Genomic DNA, 22,125 nt, shown 5'->3' with positions numbered 1-22,125 from the left:
TCCTGTCAGCTCAGCCATACTGCTCCTCCACCGCGGAGGAGACGACGGTCGTGACGGCCTTGAAGCAGCGGATCGCCTCATAGGCGCTGGGCGAGGTGTAGGCCACGCGGCGCTCACCCGTCCGCTCCACGCCGGGCACCACGGTGGCGGCGCCCACCAGGTGTTCGGCGTCGAACTCGATCTCGATGGTGTGGGATTCGGGCTCGGGCGGGGTACGGCGCTCGGCCAGCGGGGCGGCGCGGCGGGCTGCGTCCCGGATGTCGGCCGCGGTGCGGGCCGGGGGCCGGCAGACCGCGGCGTACCGCGACACATAGTCCTTGACGGCGACGCCCACGGCGTCGGGCGCGTACCCCTTGGCGTCCTCGACGGTGCGGTCGTCGCCGGTCACCAGCACGACGGGGACCCCGAACTCGGCGGCCACCAACGAGTTGAGGCATCCTTCGCTGGCCCGCACGCCGTCGGCCCACACGCCTGTCAGGGAGTTGGCGAGGTAGGTGTGCGCGAGGACGCCTTCGGTGCCCGCGCCGGTGTGGTAGCCGATATAGGCGATGCCGTCCACGTCGCCGTGCTGGATGCCCTCGACCATGGAGAGGGACTTGTGCCTGCCGGTGATCATCTCGGCCCGCTCGTCCAGCTTCTCCAGCAGGAGGTTACGCATCGTCCAGTGCGCCTCGTTGATGAGGACCTCGTCAGCGCCCGCTTCGAAGAAGCCCCGGACGGCGGCGTCCACGTCGGAGGTGAACAGCGACCGGCAGCGCTCCCACTGCGGCGTGCCCGGCAGGACGTCCGCCGGCCAGGTGACTCCCGTTGCGCCCTCCATGTCGGCGCTGATGAGGATCTTCATGCCCGGCACGTTACGCGGTAGCCAACCGCCAGGACACCCCTGTGGATAACTCCACTGGTCCACACCACTCGTTTTCACCCCAGCGGGTGAGGAACTTCTGCGCACCCGTCGCTGACCTGCACGTTCAGCGCCGTGAGCGCGGGATCGTGCGGGGCGAAGAAACGGTGCACCTCCGCGTCGACGGCTACGGCGGCGGCCGGGAGGCAGCCGCGCACGGCGACCGGCGTCTCGCCCCTCCCGAGGGTGTCCGCCGTCCGGGCCGCACGCTCGGCGGCACACGCCCCTCGGTCGGCGTGCGGCTCGCTTCCCATCGCCTCGAGTCCTCTCTTCCGGTGACGGCCGGCCCGGCCGCGAGGGGGCACGGGTACTCATCACCGTGGAGCCGGAGGGGGACGAAGAGGGAAGTCACGAACGGAGGGGGGAGGCGCCGGGGGTGGTGTCCGGCGCTCCTACGCCGCGGGAAGCGCCCGGCCCGTACGCCGTCCGAGCGCCGGGGACCGCGCTCAGTCCTCGTGCCCCAGTTGCAGGTCGCGCTCCGTGCGCCCGCCCCCGGCGATCTGCAGGACAGTGGCGACCGGCGGATATCCGGCGGCGACCACTGTGTACTCGCCCGAGGCCAGGTCGACGAACCGGAAGACACCGTCGGCCCCGGTCGTCGCCGTGTCGACGACATTGCCTGCCGCGTCCAGCAGCGTGACCCTCGCGTCCTCGACGGGCCGTCCGCCGGTGGCGCGTACGGTGCCGCGCAGCACCGCGCCGCCGGCGAGTTCGATGTCCTGCCAAGTCTCGCGGGACGCCTGTACGGAGACGGGGAGAGCCGCCGGGCGGTAGACGGGGGCGCTGGCGGCCAGCGTGTACTCGCCCGCGACCAGCTCGGTGATGACGTAGTTGCCCTCGCGGCCGCTGCGGGTGGTGGCGACGACCTCGCCGCGCACATCCGTGAGCGTGACGATGGCGTCCCTGACCGGGTTGCCGTCGGCCGTCAGCACGCTGCCCGCAAGCCGTCCCGCACCTCCGAGCACCACGTCGAGGTCGACCGGACGTTCGCCCACGGTGACGCTGACCGCGCGCGGCTGGTGCCCGGACGCGGCCGCGATCAGCACATACGAGCCCTCCCCCGGTGTGCTGAGCGCATACCGCCCGTCGTCCCCAGTGGCGCCGCGCCCGATCTGCCGGCCGGCCGTGTCGACGAGGGTGAGCGCCGCGCGGGGGACGGAACTGCCGTCGTGGTGCCGCACGGCCCCGCAGACCGGAACGCCCGCGGCGCAGGGCGGGTACTGCGCCTGGGGGTGCGGTGCCGCGCCGTCGGCCTCGGTGGCGGACGCTGTGGGTGCTTCGGCGATACGGGCCGGGGGCACGGGCGTGTGCTGGGACACCAGGGGTTTCTCCTTGAGGAAGAGGGAAAGTGCCAGCCCGAGGACGAGCACCGGAACGAGGTAGAGGAAGATCCGCGGCATCGCGTCCGCGTACGCGCTGACATAGCCGTCGCGCAGCGGCGCCGGCAGTGCGCGCACGAGCTGCGGGGTGAGGGAGTCGGGGTCGGGCACCTCGCCCCGGCCACGGGGCAGTTCACGGGCGAGGGCATCCGCGAGCCGGTGTGCCAGGAGGGTCCCGAAGAGCGCGGCACCGACGCTGCCGCCGATCTGCCGGAAATAGTTGTGGGCGCTGGTGGCGGCCCCGAGGTCGGCGGGGCGCACGGAGTTCTGCACCGCCAGGATCAGCACCGGCAGCACGAATCCGATGCCCAGGCCGAGGATGCCCGACCAGACGCCGAAGACCGTGCGCGAGGTGTCCGCCTCCAGTTTGGAGAGCAACCACATGCCTTCGGCCGACAGGGCGCAGCCGAGGATGGGATAGATCTTGTAGTGCCCGGTACGGGAGATGAGCTGACCCGACAGGAGCGAGGAGACGACGACCCCGCACATCAGCGGCAGCATCAGCAGCCCGGAGGAGGTGGCGCTGACGCCCTCGACCATCTGCAGGAAGCTCGGCAGATAGCTGGCGGCGCCGAACAGCGCGATGCCGATGGCCGCGCCCACGAGTCCGGTCACGTTGAAGACGGAGTCCCGGAACAGCCGCAGCGGCAGCACGGGTTCGGGCGCGAAGCGCTCGGCGAGGAGGAAGAGCACCCCGCTGACCAGCGCCCCTGCGGCCAGGCCGAGGATGACGCGGTCGCCCCACGGGTAGGTGGTACCGCCCCAGCTGGTGAGCAGGACGAGGCAGGTGGAGAACACCGCGATCAGCAGCGCGCCGAGGAGATCGAGCCGGGGGCGCACGCGGGGGCGCGGGAGCTTCAGCGCGAAGGAGGTGACCAGCAGCGCGAGCAGGCCGACCGGCACGTTGAACCAGAAACACCAGCGCCAGGACAGATCGTCGGTGAACCAGCCGCCCAGCAGCGGTCCGGCGACGGAGGCCAGTCCGAAGGCGGCGCCGATCAGCCCCATGTAGCGCCCGCGCTCGCGCGCCGGTACGACGTCCGCGATGATCGCCTGCACGCCGATCATGAGGCCGCCGGCGCCCGTGCCCTGCACCGCGCGGTAGACGATCAGCTCCTCCATCGATCCGGCCCATCCCGCGAGAGCCGAGCCGACGGTGAAGACCCCGATGGCGAACAGGAAGACCCCCTTGCGGCCGAACAGGTCACCGAGCTTGCCGTATACGGGCAGTCCGATGGTCGCCGCGAGCAGGTAGGCGGTGACGGCCCAGGACATCTGCCGCAGGCCGTCGAGTTCGCCGACGATCTTGGGGAGCGCCGTTGCGACGATGGTCTGTTCGAGCGCGGCCAACAGGAGGGAGAGCAGCAGCGCCCCGAACACCAGCCTGAGACGGCGCGGCGAGAGGGAGACCTCCGGCTGCGGACCGGTCTCCGCCGGCGGCCCGCCCTGACCGCCCCCGCTCGCGGCCCCACCGGGCGCGGGGCCTGACGCCGGTCCCCCGCCGGAGGCCGACTCGGGCCCGGGCGACGGCCGTGCCGTGGAGGGCCGGGAGGTCACGCCCGGCGCGGGGGAGGCCGACGCGTACTCCCCCGCCCTCGCTTCCGCGAGCGGAACCGCGCGCTGGCCGGGCAGTTCCACGGTGACCTCGACCGCGGCCGGGCTCTGCCCGGCCGCCGCCGGTTGTTCGGTCACGGATGTGCGAAGTCCCGCTACCGGTACGGGATTCCCATCGTCCCTGCCGTGGAGGATCGTCCCGCCGGTCCCGCCCATCGCACTCCCCTTGCCGCTGCTCGTGGGGGAGTATTTCTCGCATTGCACGACAAGAGCGTTCAAGCACGGTTCGTGTGCGCGGCGTGGGGCCACTGGGGCGCGATTCGGTTGCCCGAGGCGCCTGTCACCCTGGCGAACAGGGGTTTTCGCCAACGGGAGAGATCAGCGGCGCGGCAGCACCCTGCGGCGGAAACCACCCGATCCGGTGAGGGTGCGCCGCGCCGGGGAAGCGGGGGTGGTCAGCCGCCCTGTTCCATCTTGGCTGCCAGCCGCTCGAGGACCTCGTCGTAGATCCGTGCGAGCCCCTTGGGTGCGAAGGTGCGCTCGAAGAAGCCGCCGATGCCGCCGGCGCCGTTCCAGACCGACGTCACGGTGACCCGGGCCGTCTTCTCCTTGCTGCCGGGGGTGACCCGCCAGGTGGTGACCATGGAGGAGTTGCGGTCCTTCTCGACCAGTTCGCCGTCGGCGGGTTCGGTGACATCCAGCAGGCAGTCGCGGACGCGCTTGCTGGTCGCCTGGAGCCTCCAGTGCACGACCGTGCCCTCGCCGTCGCCGCCCTCCCTGACCTCGTACTCGCTGAAGTGCGCGGGGAGCAGCTCGGCCCGGGTCCCGCTGTAGTCGGCCAGCGCGTCGAACACCTCATCGGGCCCGGCGGCGATCTCCCGCTGCGTGGTCGCCTCGACCTGCGCCATGACTCCTCCTGTGATTGGACGGCCTGTGTTGACGGGGTGGCCAGCCAATCACCCTCCGGTCGGCTCCCCAAATCCGCCTTGACACGTTCGATGCGAACGAGTGTTCTATTCTGGCAGCGGAAAGCGACAGTGCCGCCAGAGGGACGCGACACCACTACCGAGGAGGCCGAGGATGCGCTGGGACGAGCTCAGGGACGCCGATGAACACAGCCGGACCTCGGCGCCCGCCCTCTTCGCCACGTCGGCGGTTACTACGCGGACGTTCGACACCCCTGAGTTCCGCGGCATGACCTTCCACGAGGTACGCGCCCGCTCGCTGGTGAACAGGGTGCCGGGCGCGTCCCGGATGCCGTTCGAATGGACGGTGAACCCCTACCGGGGCTGCTCCCACGCGTGCGTGTACTGCTTCGCACGCAGGACGCACAGCTATCTGGACCTGGACACCGGGGCGGGCTTCGACACCCAGATCGTGGTCAAGGTGAACGCGCCCGAGCTGCTGCGCAAGGAGCTGAGCAGCCCGCGCTGGCACGGTCAGCACATCGCCATGGGGACGAACGTCGACTGCTACCAGCGAGCGGAAGGGCGGTACCGGTTGATGCCGGGGATTCTGACCGCCCTGCGCGACTACGCGAACCCGTTCTCCCTCCTCACCAAGGGCACTCTCATCCTCCGCGACCTCGATCTGCTGCGCTCGGCCGCGGCCATCACCGACGTCGGGGTCTCGGTGTCCGTCGGCTTCACCGACGAGGAGCTGTGGCGCACCGTCGAGCCGGGCACGCCCGCGCCGCAGCGGCGGCTGGATGTCGTACGAACACTCACGGCGCACGGCATCCCGTGCGGGGTGCTGATGGCCCCGGTGATCCCCTTCCTTGGGGACTCGCCGGCGCAGCTGCGCACCACTGTCCGGGCCATCGCCGCGGCCGGAGCCACGTCCGTCACACCGCTGGCGCTGCATCTGCGGCCGGGCGCACGCGAGTGGTACTTCCGCTGGCTGCACCAGCACCATCCGCGGCTGGTGCGGCACTACGAGGCGCTCTACGCGGCCGGCGCCTACGCGCCCAAGTGGTATCAGCGGCGCATCACGCGGCAGGTGCACGAACTGGCCGCCGAGTACGGCGTGGGCCCTTCGACGTCCGGACAGGCCCGGCGGATCGATCCGGCCACACCGGCCACACCGGCCGCCCCGACCGGCACCGAGCCCGACGACGGGTTCGAAAGCGGCGGGCCCTGGGACGCCGGACCGGGCGGCGCGGAGCTCGGCGACGCACGGGAAAACCACTGCACACAGCTCACCCTGCTCTGAGAGCATGCGCCGCATGCCATCGCCACTCACCCACATCGCAGCGCCCGCAGCTCTCGCACCCGGCAACGGCTGATCGAGGCGTTCGCCTTGACAGCGCCGGACCAGCCCGCGACCGGGTGACTCGGGCATACGCGTGCCGACCGGCGTGTCCCGGGACGTAAGAGCGGTTAACGGATAATTTGCGTCGAAGGGGCATGTCCCTGGCCATCGCTCCCCGGCCACGTCCGCACGCCGACCGCCTTGCCCTGGAGATGTGGAGCGCCCGTATGCGCCTGATGCTGGTCCACCCGAGTGCGCTGATGTACTCCGAGATCTTCCTCCGCCTGGAGCCGCTCGGACTCGAACGCGTGGCCGCCGCCGCCAGGGAAGCGGGCCACCAGGTGCGCGTGGTGGACCTCCAGGTTCTCGACCGGAAGCTGCTGGAGAGGGAGTTGCGCTCCTACCAGCCGGAGGCGCTGGGCATCTCGCTCAACTACCTGGCCAACATCCCCGAGGCCCTGGAGATCGCGCACAGCGCCAAGGCGGCGGCCCCCGGGTGCTTCGTCTTCTTCGGTGGTCACAGCGTCTCCTTCATCGGCGACCATGTGCTGGAGCAGGCCGAGGGCGCGGTGGACGCCATCGCCAGGGGGGAGGGCGAGACCGTGATCGTCCCGCTGCTGGACGCCGTACGGGACAGGGCCGCGCACACCGTGCCGGGTGTGGTGACGGCCGACGGGCGCGGCCCGGCGCCCAAGATGCTGGAGAGCATCGACGGGCCGCGCCCGGCGCGGGACCTGATGCGCCGCCGCAACCGCTACTTCATCGGCGAGCTCGACCCCTGCGCCTCCATCGAGTTCACCCGCGGCTGCCCATGGGACTGCTCCTTCTGCTCCGCCTGGACCTTCTACGGCCGCAGCTACCGGCGGGCAGCTCCGGAGGCGGCAGCCGAGGAGATGGCGTCCATCCGTGAGCCCAACGTCTTCATCGTCGACGACGTCGCCTTCATCAAACCCGACCACGGGCACGGAATCGCGGCCGAGCTGGAACGGCGCGACATCCGCAAGCGGTACTACCTGGAGACCCGTGCGGACGTGCTGCTGCGCAACGAGGAGGTCTTCGAACGCTGGACCCGGCTGGGACTGAAGTACATGTTCCTCGGCATGGAAGCGCTGGACGCCGACGGGCTCGACCAGTTCCGCAAGCGCATCAGCCCGGACGAGAACTTCAAGGCGCTGGAGACAGCGCGGCGGATGGGCATCAGCGTGGCGATCAACCTCATCGTCGACCCGGGGTGGGACGAGGAACAGTTCCGCCTGGTACGCGAGTTCGCCCTGGCCGTGCCGGAGATCGTCCACCTGACCGTGATGACGCCCTACCCCGGTACGGAGGTCTGGCACACCGAGGCCCGCCAGCTGACCACACGCGACTACCGGCTCTTCGACATCCAGCACGCCGTGGTACCCACCCGGCTGCCGCTGGAGCAGTTCTACCGGGAGCTGGTGCGCACCCAGGCCGTCATCAACCGCAAGCACCTGGGGCTGCGCACGGCCATCGGCGCCATGCGGGTGCTCGGCCGTAATCTGGCACACGGGCAGACGAACTTCGCCCGCATGCTGTGGAAGTTCGGCCGCGTCTACAACGCGGACCGGCAGTTCGCCGACCACGCGCGCCCGGTCAAGTACGAGCTTCCCGTGCCCGAGCGCCGCGGAGCGCCCGGCCGCAAGGAGCTGTTCGTCCACACGATCGGCCGCTCCGGCGCCCGGGCCGGTCAGCCGGGGCAGCAGACAGGGCAGCAGGCGGGACCCGCACAGTAGTCGTCAGTCCAGCGGGTCCTCGCGCGGCGGCGCGTCGTCGTTGCCGCGCCGGATGGTGCGCAGCGGTCCGCCGGGCCGCCATGTGCGGAAGACGATCTCCTCACCCTCGATGGTGACCCGCACCACCTCCTCCACGGCCACCCGGAAGAGGTGGAAGACCTCGGGAAGCCCGCCGTCCGGTGTGCCGGCCGCCCACTCCTCGATCTGAGCGGGGTCCGTCACCTCCAGCGCGCGGCCCGAGACCCGTACGTCTCCCCCGTCCATCTCGCTGCCGGGACCCGGATTGGCGTACAGCGCGAACCGGTTGTCCCGGCGCAGGTCCAGCGCCTTGAGCGAGTTCGGCATCATCCCCAGCCACAGCTGCCCCGCCCGGAAGTCCGCCTCGAGACCGGTCAGCCGCGGCGACCCGTCCTTGCGCAGCGTGGCCAGCACATGGTGGGTGTACTTCGCGAACCGCTGCTCGACCACCTTTGCGAACCCCGGCTCCGCCTCCCGGAACCCACTCCAGCCGACAGTGTTCGGCGCAGTCACGTTCTCCGTCGTCATACGGACAGCGTGCGGCGCTAACCCGACATCTTCTGTCCGGTATCCCGGCGCCGCCCGGTCTCCTCGGTCTCGCCGCGCCGGGGCTGATGAGGGATGCGGGCCAGTGCGGCCTTCGCGGAGGGCGAGAGGCGGTGGTGTTCGGCCGCCGCGTCGAGGACCGGGATGGCGCGTTTGTCGCCGAGGGCGCCGAGGCCGACGACGCACGCCTCGGCGATGGGCCAGTAGTGCAGCGGGCCGATCAGCAGGCGCTGGAGGACGTTGATGAGGGTGGGTACCGATTCCGGGGCGCGGAGGGCTGTCAGGAGCCGGACGGGGTAGAGCGCGTAGGCAGTGCGCAGTTCGTTGGTGGCCAGGGCCGCTGCCGCCTTGGCCGTCCGGGGGTCGCGCAGCCGCTCCAGGGCCTGCGCCGCGCTGGCACAGCAGACCGGATCGCGGTAGTTCAGCATGAAGATGAGGGTCTCGAAGGCCCTCCTGTCTCCGGCGCTGCCCAGTGCGAAGGCCGCGATCTCCCGGGCCCACAGCGGCCGTTCGGTCTCCACGAGCACGGCGGCGAGCTGGTCGCGCGCCTCCGTGCTGCGCTGCCTGGCCAGCGTGACCAGACGTGCGTACTCGACGGGCTCGGCCTCGGGCCGCACTCGGTCGATCAGCGCTCGGAACGCGTCGCCCACTCCGGCTCCCCCTCACGTGCTGAGTTCCACAGCGGTGGAAGTGTTCCTACCCCTGGCTTTATGGTTACCCACGAGTTAAGGTGCTCATCAGAGCGGTATCCCCGCTCAGGCGGTTTGGTGACGCAGCCGCCGAGAGTGACGTCGGTTCGGCAGCGGGCCCGGTACGCGCCCAGGCGCGTCGGACCCGTATGGACCGCCTCGCGACCGGGCCCCGGGACAGGGCCGCGCAGCGGGGCGTGACCGGTAACTCCCCTGCCCTGCGCGTGCGTACGCCCGCGCGCCCGGTAGTGCACGAAACCCTCACCCTCATCAATCGCGCCCCCTGGCCGGGGGCCTGTGTCACACCCTCTGGAGTCCCCTGATGGACCGTCCTCCCCTGCGCACGATCGCCGTCGTCGGCCTCGGCACGATGGGTACCGGCATCGCCGATATTCTCGCCCGCGCCGGGCGTGAGGTCATCGGCATCGACACGAACGAAGCAGCCGCGCGGCAGGCCGTTGCCGCACTCGAGTCCTCCACCGCGCGCTCGGTCGAGCGCGAGCGGATGACACAGAGCGAGCGCCGGGACGTGCTGGCGCGGCTGCGCACCTTCACCGGTCTGGACGCCGCGGCCGAGGCCGATCTGGTCATCGAGGTGGTGCCAGAGGACTACGACACCAAGTGCCGGGTCTTCGCCGAACTGGACACCGTCGTCAAGCCCGGCACCATCCTGGCCACCGGCACCAACGCGTTGTCCGTGACCCGGCTGGCCGCCGACTCCGACCGGCCCGAGCGCGTGCTGGGGCTGCACTTCTTCAACCCGGCGCCCGCCATGAAGCTGGTGGAGATCGTCTCCTCGGTGCTCACCTCGCCGCAGGCAGTGGCCGCCGTCACCGAGCTGGCCCGGGAGCTGGGCAAGGATCCGATCGCGGTCGGTGACCGTCCGGGGTTCGTCGCGGACGGGCTGCTGTTCGGATATCTGAACCAGGCGGCCGCGATGTACGAGTCCCGCTACGCCACTCGCGAGGACATCGACTCCGCCATGAAACTGGGGTGCGGTCTGCCGATGGGCCCGCTGGCCCTCCTCGATCTGATCGGGATCGACACGGCACGCACCGTACTCGCGGCGATGTACGAGCAGTCGCACGACCGGCTGCACGCTCCCGCGCCGATCCTGCGGCAGTTGAGCGAGGCGGGGCTGACGGGCCGCAAGTCGGGCCGCGGCTTCTACACCTACGCGGCGCCCGGCAGCTGTGAAGTGGTGCCCGACGCGCTCACCCCCGACCCGGCCGCGTCCCGCGGAACCGGCCGTCCGGTGACCGCGGTGGGTGTCGTGGGCTCGGGGACGATGGCCGGCGGTATCGCGGAGGTCTTCGCGAAGGCCGGCTACCCGACGGTGCTGGCCGCGCGGAGCGAGCAGAAGGCGGCCACGGCCAAGGAACGCGTCGCGCGGTCGCTGGACCGCTCGGTGGACAAAGGCCGGATGACGGCCGAGGACCGGGACGCCGCACTGGCCCGGATCAGCCCCGCCGGGTCGCTGGACGCGCTGCGCGAGGTGGATCTGGTGGTCGAGGCGGTGGCCGAGGACCTCGACGTCAAGCGGGAGTTGTTCCAGCGCCTGGACGCGGTCTGCAAGCAGGGGGCCGTGCTGGCCACCACCACCTCCTCGCTGCCGGTGGTCGCCTGCGCGCGTGCCACCTCCCGGCCGCAGGACGTGATCGGCATGCACTTCTTCAACCCGGCGCCCGCCATGAAACTGGTGGAGGTGGTGACCACGGTGCTGACCGACCGGGAGGCGCATGCCACCGTCCGCGAGATCTGCGCGAGGATCCGCAAGCATCCGGTGGACTGCGGCGACCGCGCGGGCTTCATCGTCAACGCGCTGCTCTTCCCGTACCTGAACAACGCCGTGAAGATGGTCCAGGAGCACTACGCCTCGCTGGACGACATCGACGCCGCGATGAGGCTCGGCGGCGGCTACCCGATGGGCCCCTTCGAACTGCTGGACGTGGTGGGATTGGACGTCTCGCTCGCCATCGAGCGGGTGCTGCACGAGGAGTTCCGCGACCCGGGACTGGCACCGGCCCCGCTGCTGGAACACCTGGTGGCCGCGGGCTGTCTGGGCAGGAAGACGGGGCGCGGCTTCCGTGAGTACGCACGCCGGTGACCGGCGGCATCGCCGGGTGGGGCGGGCTGTTGGAGCCGGCGGCAGGCAGCCCGGCACACAGCCCGCCCCCCGACCCCGTCACGGCGTGTAACGTTCACCACATGCCAGAGCCCGAGAAGAACTCCCGTACGACCAGCCAGCGTGCGAACGGTGCCGCCACCCAGCGACTCAGGGTGCGCCGCGAGTTGGCCGCAGCTGCCATGGAGCTCTTCGCCACGAAGGGTTACGAAGCGACGACGGTGGATGAGATCGCCGCCGCCGCGGGCGTCGCGCGGCGCACCTTCTTCCGGCACTTCCGCTCCAAGGAAGAAGCGATTTTCCCCGACCACGACGACACCCTCGTCCGCGCCCAGGCCGTGCTGGAGGCAGCGCCCGCGCACGAGCACCCGCTGGACACCGTGTGCCGGGGCATCAAGGAAGTCATGAAGATGTACGCCGCCTCCCCCAAGGGCAGCGTGGAGCGGTACAAGCTCACCCGCGAGGTGCCGGCGCTCCGGGAGCGGGAGATCGCCTCGGTGGCCCGCTACGAGCGGCTGTTCACCCGCTATCTGCTGGGCCACTTCGACGAGGAGGCACACCGCGACGGTGTCAGCGGCTACGACGAGCCGCTGCTGGCCGAGGTCGCCGCCTCGGCCGTGGTGACGGCGCACAACCATGTGCTGCGGCGCTGGCTGCGCTCGGGTGCCGCGGGCGATGTGATGGCGCAGCTCGACCACGCCTTCGCCATCGTGCGGCGCACGTTCGGCACCGGCTTCGGCGCGCACCGCCCCAGCGCCGAGCAGCCCGCGGCCTCCGTGGCCCGCCGGGACGAGGTGCTGGTGACCGTCGCCCGTACCGACGCACCGCTGGGCGAGATCATGTCCACCATCGAACGGGCGCTGTCCAAGGACTGAGCGCCGGGAGAGCCCCCTTACGAGGGAGTCGGGTGAATTGCGCCCGAGTCCCGCCCCGCGTACCCGCCTGCGGCCCGGCGAGCGGAAACCATGGCGCGAAGGCGACGTGGAGGTGCGGCAGTGTCGGTTGCGCCGGGCGGGGCGAAGGGCCCCAGGCACAAGGCCAGGAGATCGAGGCCGTGGTTGCGGACCAAGTCGGTGGAGGAGTCGATCCTCGACACCGACGACCCCGAGGGCGGGCTGCGCAAGTCGCTCTCGGCACTCGATCTGACGGTCTTCGGCGTCGGTGTGATCATCGGCACCGGGATCTTCGTCCTGACCGGCCAGGTCGCCAAGTCGACGGCGGGCCCGGCGGTGGCCATCTCGTTCGCGGCCGCGGGCGTGGTGTGCACGCTGGCCGCGCTGTGCTACGCGGAATTCGCCTCGACCGTCCCGGTGGCCGGCTCCGCCTACACCTTCGCGTACGCGTCGCTCGGTGAGCTGCCCGCCTGGATCATCGGCTGGGACCTGGTGCTGGAGCTGGCGCTGGGCTGCGCGGTGGTTGCCGTCGGCTGGTCGGGGTACGTGCGTTCGCTGCTGGACAGCATCGGCTGGAACCTGCCGGACTGGCTCTCGGGCACCAGCGACGCCAACGGGTTCGGTTTCGACCTGCTGGCCTGTGCGCTTGTCCTGCTGCTGACGGTCATCCTGGTGGTCGGCATGAAGCTGTCGGCCCGGGTCACTTCGGTCGTCGTGGCGATCAAGGTGGGCGTGGTGCTGCTGGTGATCGTCGCGGGGGCCTTCTTCATCACCGCCGACAACTACGACCCGTTCGTCCCGCCTGCGCAGGGCGCCGTGGACTCCACCTCCGGGTTCGCGGCACCGCTGATCCAGCTGCTGTCCGGATACGAACCGACCACGTTCGGCGTCATGGGCATCTTCACCGGCGCCGCCATCGTCTTCTTCGCGTTCATCGGCTTCGACGTGGTGGCAACGGCCGCCGAGGAGACCCACAACCCGCAGCGCGACATGCCGCGGGGCATTCTCGGCTCCCTGATCATCTGCACGGTGCTGTACGTCGCGGTCTCCATCGTGGTCACCGGGATGCGCAAGTACACGGAGCTGACCGTGGACGCTCCGCTGGCGGATGCCTTCAAGGCCGTCGGCGAGCCGTTCTGGGCCGGGCTGATCAGCTTCGGCGCCGCGGTCGGACTGACGACCGTGTGCATGATCCTGCTGCTGGGACAGTCCCGGGTGTTCTTCGCGATGAGCCGGGACGGGCTGCTGCCGCGGCTGTTCGCCCAGGTGCATCCGCGATTCGGCACGCCGTACCGCTCGACCATCCTGCTCGGCGTACTGGTCTCCGTCATCGCGGGCTTCGTGAGCCTCTCCGAGCTGGCCGAGCTGGTCAATATCGGCACGCTGTTCGCTTTCGCGGTGGTCGCGCTGGGCGTGATCATTCTGCGGCGGACGCGGCCGGATCTGCCGCGTGCCTTTCGTACGCCGCTGGTGCCGGCGCTGCCGATCGCCTCGGTGCTGGCCTCGCTGTGGCTGATGCTGAATCTGCCGAGTGAGACATGGGCACGGTTCGCGGCGTGGATGGCGCTGGGGGCGGTGCTGTACGCGGGGTACGGGCGGCGCCGTAGCCGGTTGCGGAGAGGCGAGGAACCGGTGCCGCACCACGTGCCGTGAGGCTTGGCGGGGCTGCTGGGGATCGGGGTGCCCCCGTTTCACCGCAGCGGGCTGCGGGTGCGTAGTGGCGGGTCGCGCCTAGCGACGGAGCCGCATGTCAACACGGCCCCGCGCCCCTGAATGGCTGCCCGCGAGGCTTGGCCAGCCCGTGCCGGCGCGGACGTCATTGATCGATCATCGCTCAAATGAGTACGGATCGCGCCATGTGAGATTCCGCGGCACGCAGTGTCTTGTGCTCTGGCACTGGGTGTCATAACTTGGCCTCAGTCCGGGCGCTGTCCCCACGGTGAAACCCGTGTGCCCCGGAACGCTTGGCGTCACAAGCGAGCCGCGCACACCCGCGCACACCGCACGAGCCGAACCGACGGCACTGCCTCACCACCGACGTCCCTCAAGCGATCTTGTAACTTCGCGCTCCGCCGGAGGCATACCGTGAACCAGATCCTCGACGCGATCCTCGCGTCCGACACCTCGCCGGAGGACTTCGCCGCCCTCCCGCTGCCCGAGTCCTACCGCGCCGTGACGGTGCACAAGGACGAGGTGGACATGTTCGAAGGGCTGGAGACCCGGGACAAGGACCCGCGCAAGTCTCTGCACCTCGACGAGGTGCCGCTGCCCGAACTCGGCCCGGGCGAGGCCCTGGTGGCCGTGATGGCCTCCTCGGTCAACTACAACTCCGTGTGGACCTCGATCTTCGAACCGCTGTCCACCTTCGGCTTCCTGGAGCGTTACGGCCGCCTCTCGCCGCTGACCAAGCGGCACGACCTGCCGTACCACATCATCGGCTCCGACCTGGCGGGCGTCGTGCTGCGCACCGGCGTGGGCGTCAACTCCTGGAAGCCGGGCGACGAGGTGGTCGCGCACTGCCTCTCCGTCGAACTGGAGTCCGCCGATGGGCACAACGACACCATGCTCGACCCGGAGCAGCGGATCTGGGGCTTCGAGACCAACTTCGGCGGACTCGCGGAGATCGCGCTGGTCAAGTCCAACCAGCTGATGCCCAAGCCGGACCACCTCAGCTGGGAGGAGGCGGCGGCCCCCGGGCTGGTCAACTCCACCGCCTACCGGCAGCTGGTCTCACAGAACGGCGCCGGGATGAAGCAGGGCGACAACGTGCTCATCTGGGGCGCCAGCGGCGGGCTCGGCTCCTACGCCACGCAGTTCGCGCTGGCCGGCGGGGCCAACCCGATCTGTGTCGTCTCCAGCGAGGAGAAGGCCGAGATCTGCCGCCGCATGGGCGCCGAGGCCATCATCGACCGCAGGGCCGAGGGCTACCGGTTCTGGAAGGACGAGCACAACCAGGACCCCAAGGAGTGGAAGCGCTTCGGCAAGCGCATCCGCGAGCTGACCGGCGGTGAGGACGTGGACATCGTCTTCGAGCACCCGGGGCGCGAGACGTTCGGCGCGAGCGTCTACGTCACCCGCAAGGGCGGCACCATCGTCACCTGCGCCTCCACCTCCGGCTACGAGCACAGCTACGACAACCGCTACCTGTGGATGTCGCTGAAGCGGATCGTCGGCTCGCACTTCGCCAACTACCGCGAGGCGTGGGAGGCCAACCGGCTGATAGCCAAGGGCAAGATCCACCCGACGCTCTCGAAGTCGTACCCGCTGGAGGAGACCGGCCAGGCAGCGCACGACGTGCACCGCAACGTCCACCAGGGCAAGGTCGGCGTGCTGTGCCTGGCCCCCGAGGAGGGCCTCGGCGTGCGCGACACGGAGAAGCGGGCGAAGCACCTCGACGCCATCAACAGGTTCAGGAACGTTTGATGACTGCCAAGGACCGCCCCTGGCTGATGCGGACCTACGCGGGTCACTCCACCGCCGAGGCGTCCAACGAGCTGTACCGGCGCAACCTCGCCAAGGGCCAGACCGGGCTGTCGGTCGCCTTCGATCTGCCCACCCAGACCGGCTACGACCCCGACCATGTCCTCGCCCGCGGCGAGGTGGGCCGGGTCGGGGTCCCCGTCTCCCATCTGGGTGACATGCGCAGGCTCTTCGACGGCATCCCGCTGGAGAAGATGAACACCTCCATGACCATCAACGCCACCGCCATGTGGCTGCTGGCGCTCTACCAGGTGGTCGCTGAGGAGCAGGGCGCCGACATATCCCAGCTGTCGGGCACCACCCAGAACGACATCGTCAAGGAGTACCTCTCGCGCGGGACGCACGTCTTCCCGCCGGGGCCCTCGCTGCGGCTGACCACCGACATGATCGCCTACACGGTCGCCCAGCTGCCCAAGTGGAACCCGGTCAACATCTGCAGCTACCACCTGCAGGAGGCCGGGGCCACACCGGTGCAGGAGATCTCCTACGCGATGGCGACGGCGATCGCGGTGCTGGATGCCGTACGGGACAGCGGACAGGTGCCGCCCGAGGAGTTCGGCCGGGTGGTGGCGCGGATCTCGTTCTTCGTCAACGCCGGGGTCCGCTTCGTCGAGGAGATGTGCAAGATGCGGGCCTTCACCCGCATCTGGGACCGCGTCACCGGTGAGCGCTACGGCATCACCGACGCCAAGCAGCGCCGCTTCCGCTACGGGGTGCAGGTCAACTCGCTCGGGCTGACCGAGGCGCAGCCGGAGAACAACGTGCAGCGCATCGTGCTGGAGATGCTGGCGGTCACCCTCTCCAAGGACGCGCGGGCCCGCGCCGTACAGCTCCCCGCCTGGAACGAGGCGCTGGGTCTGCCCCGCCCCTGGGACCAGCAGTGGTCGCTGCGTATCCAGCAGGTGCTGGCGTACGAGAGCGACCTGCTGGAGTACGCGGACATCTTCGCCGGCTCGCACGTCATCGAGGCCAAGGTGGACGCGCTGGTGACCGAGTCGCTGGCGGAGATGGCCCGGATCGAGGAGATGGGCGGGGTGATGGCGGCCGTCGAGTCCGGCTATCTGAAGTCGCAGCTCGTCGCCTCGCACGCCGAGCGGCGCGCCCGGATCGAGTCGGGCGAGGAGAAGATCGTCGGTGTCAACTGCTTCGAGGGGACCGAGCCGAGCCCGCTCACCGCGGATCTGGACACCGCGATCCTGACGGTCGACCCCGCGGGTGAGGCGGCGACCGTGGAGGCCGTCAAGCGCTGGCGGGAAACCCGCGACGAGCCGTTCTGGCGGGAGGGCACCCGGGAGCCGGGGCTGCACCCGAGCGCCGAGCAGGCCCTCGCCGCGCTGCGCGAGGCGGCGGCGGGCGACACCAATCTGATGGAGGCCACGCTGGAGTGCGCCCGCGCCGGGGTCACCACCGGGGAGTGGGCGGGCGCGCTGCGCGAGGTCTTCGGCGAGTTCCGCGCGCCGACCGGGGTGAGTTCGGCCCCGGTTGCGGTGAGCGCCGAGGCGAGCTCGGAGCTGGCCGAGGTGCGGCGGCACGTGGAGCGCACCGCCATCGAGCTGGGCGTCGGCAAGCTGCGGCTGCTGGTGGGCAAGCCGGGCCTCGACGGGCACAGCAACGGCGCCGAACAGATCGCCGTTCGGGCCCGGGACGCGGGCTTCGAGGTGGTCTACCAGGGCATCAGACTCACCCCGGAGGAGATCGTCTCGGCGGCGCTCGCCGAGGACGTGCACTGTGTGGGCCTGTCCATCCTCTCCGGCTCGCACGCCGAACTGGTGCCCGACGTGCTGGAGCGGATGCGGGAGGCGGGCGCGAGTGACGTCCCCGTGATCGTGGGCGGGATCATCCCGTCTGCGGACGCACGGGCGCTGCGCGAGGCGGGGGTCGCCGCCGTCTTCACCCCGAAGGACTTCGGGATCACCCGGATCATCGGCCGTATCGTCGACGAGATCCGGACTCAGCACAAGCTCGCCACAGGCGATGAGCACAGCGAGCGCGATCAGCGAGAACCACTGGAGGTCACCTCGTGAACAGCGACAACCGGCAGCGTGCGCTCCGTCCGCGCCGTTCCTGCCTGGCCGTGCCGGGCAGCAATCCGCGGTTTCTGGAGAAGGCGCAGGGCCTCCCCGCCGACCAGGTCTTCCTCGACCTGGAGGACGCCTGCGCCCCGCTGGCCAAGCCGGAGGCGCGGCACACCATTGTGAAGTTCCTCAACGAGGGCGACTGGAGTGGCAAGACCCGCGTCGTGCGGGTCAACGACTGGACCACCGAGTGGACCTACCGCGACGTGGTCACCGTCGTGGAGGGCGCCGGGGCCAACCTGGACTGCGTCATGCTGCCGAAGGTGCAGGACGCGGCCCAGGTGCGGGCGCTGGACATGCTGCTGACCCAGATCGAGAAGACGATGGGCCTCGACGTCGGCCGGATCGGCATCGAGGCGCAGATCGAGAACGCCAAGGGCCTGGTGAACGTCGACGAGATCGCCGCCGCCTCGCCCCGGATGGAGACCATCGTCTTCGGCCCTGCCGACTTCATGGCGTCCATCAACATGAAGTCGCTGGTGGTCGGCGAACAGCCGCCCGGCTACCCGGCCGACGCCTACCACTACATCCTGATGCGGATTCTGATGGCGGCGCGTACCCACGACCTCCAGGCGATCGACGGGCCCTATCTGCAGATCCGCGATGTGGAGGGCTACCGGAAGGTGGCCCAGCGGGCCGCCGCGCTCGGCTTCGACGGCAAGTGGGTGCTGCACCCGGGCCAGGTCGAGGTCTCCAACGAGGTCTTCTCGCCCTCCCAGGAGGACTACGACCACGCCGAGCTGATCCTGGACGCGTACGAGTACTACACCTCCGAGGCGGGCGGCAAGAAGGGCTCGGCGATGCTCGGCGACGAGATGATCGACGAGGCCAGCCGCAAGATGGCGCTGGTCATCTCCGGCAAGGGCCGCGCCGCGGGGATGAAGCGGACCTCGACCTTCACTCCTCCGGAGGGCTGAGCCATGCAGTTCGGACGCACCTATGAAGAGTTCACCGTCGGCGATACGTACAAGCACTGGCCGGGCAAGACCGTCACCGAGTACGACGACCACCTGTTCTGCCTGCTGACCATGAACCACCACCCGCTGCACATGGACAGCAACTACGCCGAGTCGACGACCGACTTCGGCAAGAACGTGGTGGTGGGCAACTACATCTACTCGCTGCTGCTGGGGATGTCGGTCCCGGACGTCTCGGGGAAGGCCATTGCCAACCTGGAGATCGAGTCGCTCAAGCACGTGGCGCCGACCTTCCACGGCGACACCGTCTACGGCGAGACGACGGTGCTGGACAAGGTCCCCTCCAAGTCGAAGAGCGACCGCGGGATCGTGCACGTCGAGACCAAGGGCTACAAGCAGGACGGCACCCTGGTGTGCGTCTTCCGGCGCAAGGTGATGGTGCCGACCGAGACCTACGTCAAGGAGCGCGGCGGGGAACAGCCGGGCCGGCCCGAGCTGCGCGAGCCGGCGCCGAAGGGCGGTAAGTGAGATGGGCCGGCTGGCACAGACCGAGGGTCTGACGGAGATACAGCGGGAAATCCTCACCACGGTGCGGAACTTCGTCGACAAGGAGATTCTCCCGGTCGCCACGGAGCTGGAGCACAAGGACGAGTACCCCACCGAGATCGTCGAGGGCCTCAAGGAGCTGGGGATCTTCGGGCTGATGATCCCGGAGGAGTACGGGGGGCTGGGTGAGTCGCTGCTCACCTACGCGCTGTGCGTGGAGGAGATCGCCCGCGGCTGGATGAGCGTCTCCGGCATCATCAACACGCATTTCATCGTGGCGTACATGCTCAAGCAGCACGGCACGCGGGAGCAGAAGGACCACTTCCTGCCCAAGATGGCAGCGGGCGAGATCCGTGGCGCGTTCTCGATGTCGGAGCCCGGGCTGGGCTCGGATGTGTCGGCCATCACCTCCAAGGGCGTGCGCGCTGCCGACGGTTCCGGCGACTTCCTGCTCAACGGGCAGAAGATGTGGCTGACCAATGGAGGCTCCTCCACGCTCGTGGCGGTGCTGTGCCGCACGGACGAGGGGCACCCGGAGGGCACGGCTCCGCACAAGTCGATGACGACGTTCCTGGTGGAGAAGGAGCCCGGTTTCGGCCAGGTCAGGCCGGGGCTCACCATCCCCGGAAAGATCGACAAAATGGGCTACAAGGGGGTCGACACCACCGAACTGATCATGGACGATCTGCGGATTCCGGCCGACCGCGTACTCGGCGGCGCGACGGGCCGCGGTTTTTACCAAATGATGGACGGGGTCGAGGTCGGCCGGGTGAATGTCGCAGCGCGTGGCTGCGGTGTCGCACAGCGTGCTTTCGAGCTCGGAATCGACTACGCCCAGCAGCGTCACACGTTTGGCAAGCCCATCTCGGGGCATCAGGCCATTCAGTTCAAGCTGGCCGAAATGGCCACGAAGGTCGAGGCAGCGCACGCCCTGATGGTGGGCGCGGCCCGCAAGAAAGACTCCGGCCAGCGCAACGACCTGGAGGCGGGAATGGCCAAATATCTCGCTTCCGAGTACTGCAAGGAGGTCGTGGAGGACTCCTTCCGCATCCACGGCGGGTACGGTTTCAGCAAGGAGTACGAGATCGAGCGGCTCTACCGGGAGGCGCCGATGCTGCTGATCGGCGAAGGAACCGCAGAGATCCAGAAAATGATCGTGGGCCGGCGGCTCCTCGAGGAGTACCGCAGCCAGGGCTGAATGTCCCTTTCGGGGTGTTTTCATGGGATTCCAGATCACACCCCGAACCGGGACTTCGGCCACTGACTGGCCCGCTGGCTTGCCCAGTTGCCGTCAGAAACCGATAGCATCCCGGGAAAGCCGCCGTCCCCCTGTCACCTACGCGGCTCCCTCCGCTACGAAGGTCATTCATGCCCCACAGTCCATCCACAGCACCCAGCGGCTCTCCCTCGTCCGGCGCTGACGGCCCCGGCTCCGGCGCACCCCGCGCCCCTCGCGTGCGCCTCGCACGCGGAGCCTCGCCGTGGCTCGCACCGACCGTCGCGACGGCAGCGCTCAGCCTGGCCCGCGCCCGCAAGTCGAAGCGCGCCGCGCTGGTCGCCGTACCCGCGACCGCGCTCGCCGCCGGGATGCTGTGGTTCTTCCGGGACCCGGAGCGGGAAATCGGCCAGGGCCGGGTGATCTCCCCGGCTGACGGCGTGGTGCAGAGCATCATGCCGTGGCAGGACGGCCGCACCCGCGTCGCCATCTTCATGAGCCCGCTGAACGTCCACGTCAACCGCGCCCCGATGGCGGGCACGGTGACGTCCGTCGAGCACATCCCCGGCGGCTACGTTCCCGCGTTCAACAAGGAGAGCGAGAACAACGAGCGCGTCGTCTGGCACTTCGACACCGAGCTGGGCGATATCGAGATGGTCCAGATCGCCGGTGCCGTGGCCCGGCGGATCGTGCCGTATGTGCCCAGTGGTGCCAAGGTCGAACAGGGTGAGCGCCTCGGGCTGATCAGGTTCGGCTCCCGGGTGGACGTCTACCTCCCCGAGGGTGTCGAGACGGCCGTGGAGGTCGGTCAGACCACGACAGCGGGGGTGACTCGCCTTGACCGTGATTGATCCCGATGCGAAGGCCGCGGCCTGGGCCCCAGCCAAGGACCGCCAGGCCGACTACGCGGAGTACGCGGACGGGGACTACAACGAGTTCGACGAGTACGCCGACGACACCGACGACGAGATGCCGCTGTCGACCCGGCTGTCGATCGCGGACACTCTGACGCTCGGCAACGCGACCTGCGGCTTCATGGCGGTGTACTTCACCACCACCGGCGTCCTCATCCCGCATCTGACCGGCAGCGAGGACGGCGGCATGGCCCGGCACAGCGCCGCCACCGCCGTGGTGCTGATGCTGATGGCCGCGGTCTTCGACCTCTTCGACGGACTGGTCGCTCGGAAGCTGCGCAGCTCGGCCATGGGGGCCGAGCTGGACAATCTCTCCGACCTGATCAGCTTCGGGCTGGCGCCCGCCTATTTCGTCGCGGTCTGGGGAATGGTCGCCGACGACGCACACCAGCGGATCTCCGTGGTCGCCGCGGTTGTGGTGCTGCTGGCGGTGGTGCTGCGGCTTGCGCGGTTCTCCTGTGTGCCCATGCGGAACGGGATGTTCCAGGGCATGCCAGGTCCTTTTGGCGCCCTGACCGTCATCTCCATCGTGCTGCTGGGACTCCCCTTCGTGCCGACCGCGCTGGGCATTCTCGGGGTCGCGTGGCTGATGGTCAGCCGCGTGGAGTACCCGAAGCCGCGGGGGCGGCTGGCGGTGGCCATGCTGTGCTGGATCGTGCTCAGCATGGGGATGCTGGCCTCTTGGGCGTTCGACGCCCCTGGAGGCGAGCTGCTGCTGCAGACCGGGTGTGCGTTGCAGGTTGTTCTCGGGGCGGTGATTCCGCTGTTCGCCACTGCGCGGAGGGTGAACGCGTTTCGGGACAACCGACGCGAAGCGAGGGCCGCCGCCCAAAGCTGAGACCGCCACCATTGAGGGGCCCGCCACCGT

At 69.8% G+C, this 22,125-nt stretch carries 18 protein-coding genes; 12 read left to right on the top strand and 6 right to left on the bottom strand.

Annotation, left to right across the window (positions count from 1 at the left end; genetic code table 11):
- Nucleotides 1–10: 10 nt before the first annotated feature.
- From JW592_RS16450 to JW592_RS16435, 4 genes are all read right to left on the bottom strand, one after another.
- A complete protein-coding gene (locus tag JW592_RS16450) occupies nucleotides 11–844 on the bottom strand; it encodes a M55 family metallopeptidase (protein ID WP_209265847.1) in 834 nt (277 codons plus the stop codon).
- Between the two features lie 74 nt (nucleotides 845–918).
- The gene (locus JW592_RS16445) at nucleotides 919–1,155 is read right to left on the bottom strand and encodes a hypothetical protein (protein WP_209265846.1); all 237 of its coding nucleotides are present in this window, start codon (nucleotides 1,153–1,155) and stop codon (nucleotides 919–921) included.
- A gap of 192 nt (nucleotides 1,156–1,347) precedes the next feature.
- Nucleotides 1,348–4,050 carry an MFS transporter gene (locus JW592_RS16440; RefSeq protein WP_372446518.1) on the bottom strand — a complete coding sequence of 901 codons (2,703 nt, stop codon included), beginning with the start codon at nucleotides 4,048–4,050 and terminating at the stop codon, nucleotides 1,348–1,350.
- 239 nt (nucleotides 4,051–4,289) lie between these two features.
- Nucleotides 4,290–4,742, bottom strand: coding sequence for an SRPBCC family protein (locus JW592_RS16435; protein WP_209265844.1), 453 nt, complete (start codon nucleotides 4,740–4,742; stop codon nucleotides 4,290–4,292).
- Between the two features lie 172 nt (nucleotides 4,743–4,914).
- Between JW592_RS16435 and JW592_RS16430 the strand changes: the two genes are divergently transcribed.
- Together JW592_RS16430 and hpnR are read left to right on the top strand one after the other, a co-directional pair.
- Nucleotides 4,915–6,045: an Rv2578c family radical SAM protein gene (locus JW592_RS16430; protein WP_229376208.1), complete on the top strand. Its 1,131-nt coding sequence runs from the start codon at nucleotides 4,915–4,917 to the stop codon at nucleotides 6,043–6,045.
- A 266-nt stretch (nucleotides 6,046–6,311) separates the two neighbouring features.
- Nucleotides 6,312–7,838, top strand: a complete 1,527-nt coding sequence (gene hpnR, locus JW592_RS16425) for a hopanoid C-3 methylase HpnR (RefSeq protein WP_209265976.1) — start codon at nucleotides 6,312–6,314, stop codon at nucleotides 7,836–7,838.
- 3 nt (nucleotides 7,839–7,841) lie between these two features.
- On the opposite strand, the gene JW592_RS16420 is transcribed toward hpnR, so the two are convergent.
- Nucleotides 7,842–8,384 (bottom strand): pyridoxamine 5'-phosphate oxidase family protein, encoded by a 543-nt coding sequence (locus tag JW592_RS16420; protein ID WP_209265843.1) that lies wholly within the window; start codon nucleotides 8,382–8,384, stop codon nucleotides 7,842–7,844.
- 17 nt (nucleotides 8,385–8,401) lie between these two features.
- Complete coding sequence (locus JW592_RS16415) at nucleotides 8,402–9,052, bottom strand: HEAT repeat domain-containing protein (RefSeq protein ID WP_307805432.1); 651 nt, start codon at nucleotides 9,050–9,052, stop codon at nucleotides 8,402–8,404.
- 361 nt (nucleotides 9,053–9,413) lie between these two features.
- Between JW592_RS16415 and JW592_RS16410 the strand changes: the two genes are divergently transcribed.
- From JW592_RS16410 to JW592_RS16365, 10 genes are all read left to right on the top strand, one after another.
- Nucleotides 9,414–11,198 carry a 3-hydroxyacyl-CoA dehydrogenase family protein gene (locus tag JW592_RS16410; RefSeq protein ID WP_209265842.1) on the top strand — a complete coding sequence of 595 codons (1,785 nt, stop codon included), beginning with the start codon at nucleotides 9,414–9,416 and terminating at the stop codon, nucleotides 11,196–11,198.
- A 101-nt stretch (nucleotides 11,199–11,299) separates the two neighbouring features.
- The gene (locus tag JW592_RS16405; RefSeq protein ID WP_209265841.1) at nucleotides 11,300–12,091 is read left to right on the top strand and encodes a TetR family transcriptional regulator; all 792 of its coding nucleotides are present in this window, start codon (nucleotides 11,300–11,302) and stop codon (nucleotides 12,089–12,091) included.
- A gap of 183 nt (nucleotides 12,092–12,274) precedes the next feature.
- Nucleotides 12,275–13,762 carry an amino acid permease gene (locus tag JW592_RS16400; RefSeq protein ID WP_209265840.1) on the top strand — a complete coding sequence of 496 codons (1,488 nt, stop codon included), beginning with the start codon at nucleotides 12,275–12,277 and terminating at the stop codon, nucleotides 13,760–13,762.
- Between the two features lie 432 nt (nucleotides 13,763–14,194).
- Complete coding sequence (ccrA, locus tag JW592_RS16395; protein ID WP_209265839.1) at nucleotides 14,195–15,532, top strand: crotonyl-CoA carboxylase/reductase; 1,338 nt, start codon at nucleotides 14,195–14,197, stop codon at nucleotides 15,530–15,532.
- Complete coding sequence (locus tag JW592_RS16390) at nucleotides 15,532–17,613, top strand: ethylmalonyl-CoA mutase (protein WP_209265838.1); 2,082 nt, start codon at nucleotides 15,532–15,534, stop codon at nucleotides 17,611–17,613. Before ccrA ends, JW592_RS16390 begins: the two co-directional genes overlap by 1 nt.
- Nucleotides 17,610–18,581, top strand: a complete 972-nt coding sequence (locus JW592_RS16385) for an HpcH/HpaI aldolase/citrate lyase family protein (protein ID WP_209265837.1) — start codon at nucleotides 17,610–17,612, stop codon at nucleotides 18,579–18,581. The genes JW592_RS16390 and JW592_RS16385 overlap by 4 nt, the downstream gene beginning before the upstream one ends.
- A 3-nt stretch (nucleotides 18,582–18,584) precedes the next feature.
- The gene (locus JW592_RS16380) at nucleotides 18,585–19,109 is read left to right on the top strand and encodes a MaoC family dehydratase (RefSeq protein ID WP_209265836.1); all 525 of its coding nucleotides are present in this window, start codon (nucleotides 18,585–18,587) and stop codon (nucleotides 19,107–19,109) included.
- Nucleotide 19,110: 1 nt separating this feature from the next.
- A complete protein-coding gene (locus tag JW592_RS16375) occupies nucleotides 19,111–20,325 on the top strand; it encodes an acyl-CoA dehydrogenase family protein (RefSeq protein WP_209265835.1) in 1,215 nt (404 codons plus the stop codon).
- A 170-nt stretch (nucleotides 20,326–20,495) separates the two neighbouring features.
- Nucleotides 20,496–21,194 (top strand): phosphatidylserine decarboxylase, encoded by a 699-nt coding sequence (locus JW592_RS16370; RefSeq protein ID WP_229376206.1) that lies wholly within the window; start codon nucleotides 20,496–20,498, stop codon nucleotides 21,192–21,194.
- Nucleotides 21,181–22,095 (top strand): CDP-alcohol phosphatidyltransferase family protein, encoded by a 915-nt coding sequence (locus tag JW592_RS16365; RefSeq protein WP_209265834.1) that lies wholly within the window; start codon nucleotides 21,181–21,183, stop codon nucleotides 22,093–22,095. Before JW592_RS16370 ends, JW592_RS16365 begins: the two co-directional genes overlap by 14 nt.
- The last annotated feature ends 30 nt before the right edge of the window (nucleotides 22,096–22,125 follow it).

The sequence above is a fragment of the Streptomyces spirodelae genome, from assembly GCF_017676385.1.
In the GTDB taxonomy this organism is placed as follows: Bacteria; Actinomycetota; Actinomycetes; order Streptomycetales; family Streptomycetaceae; genus Streptomyces; species Streptomyces spirodelae.
This window is presented reverse-complemented; position numbering and strand designations above follow the sequence as displayed.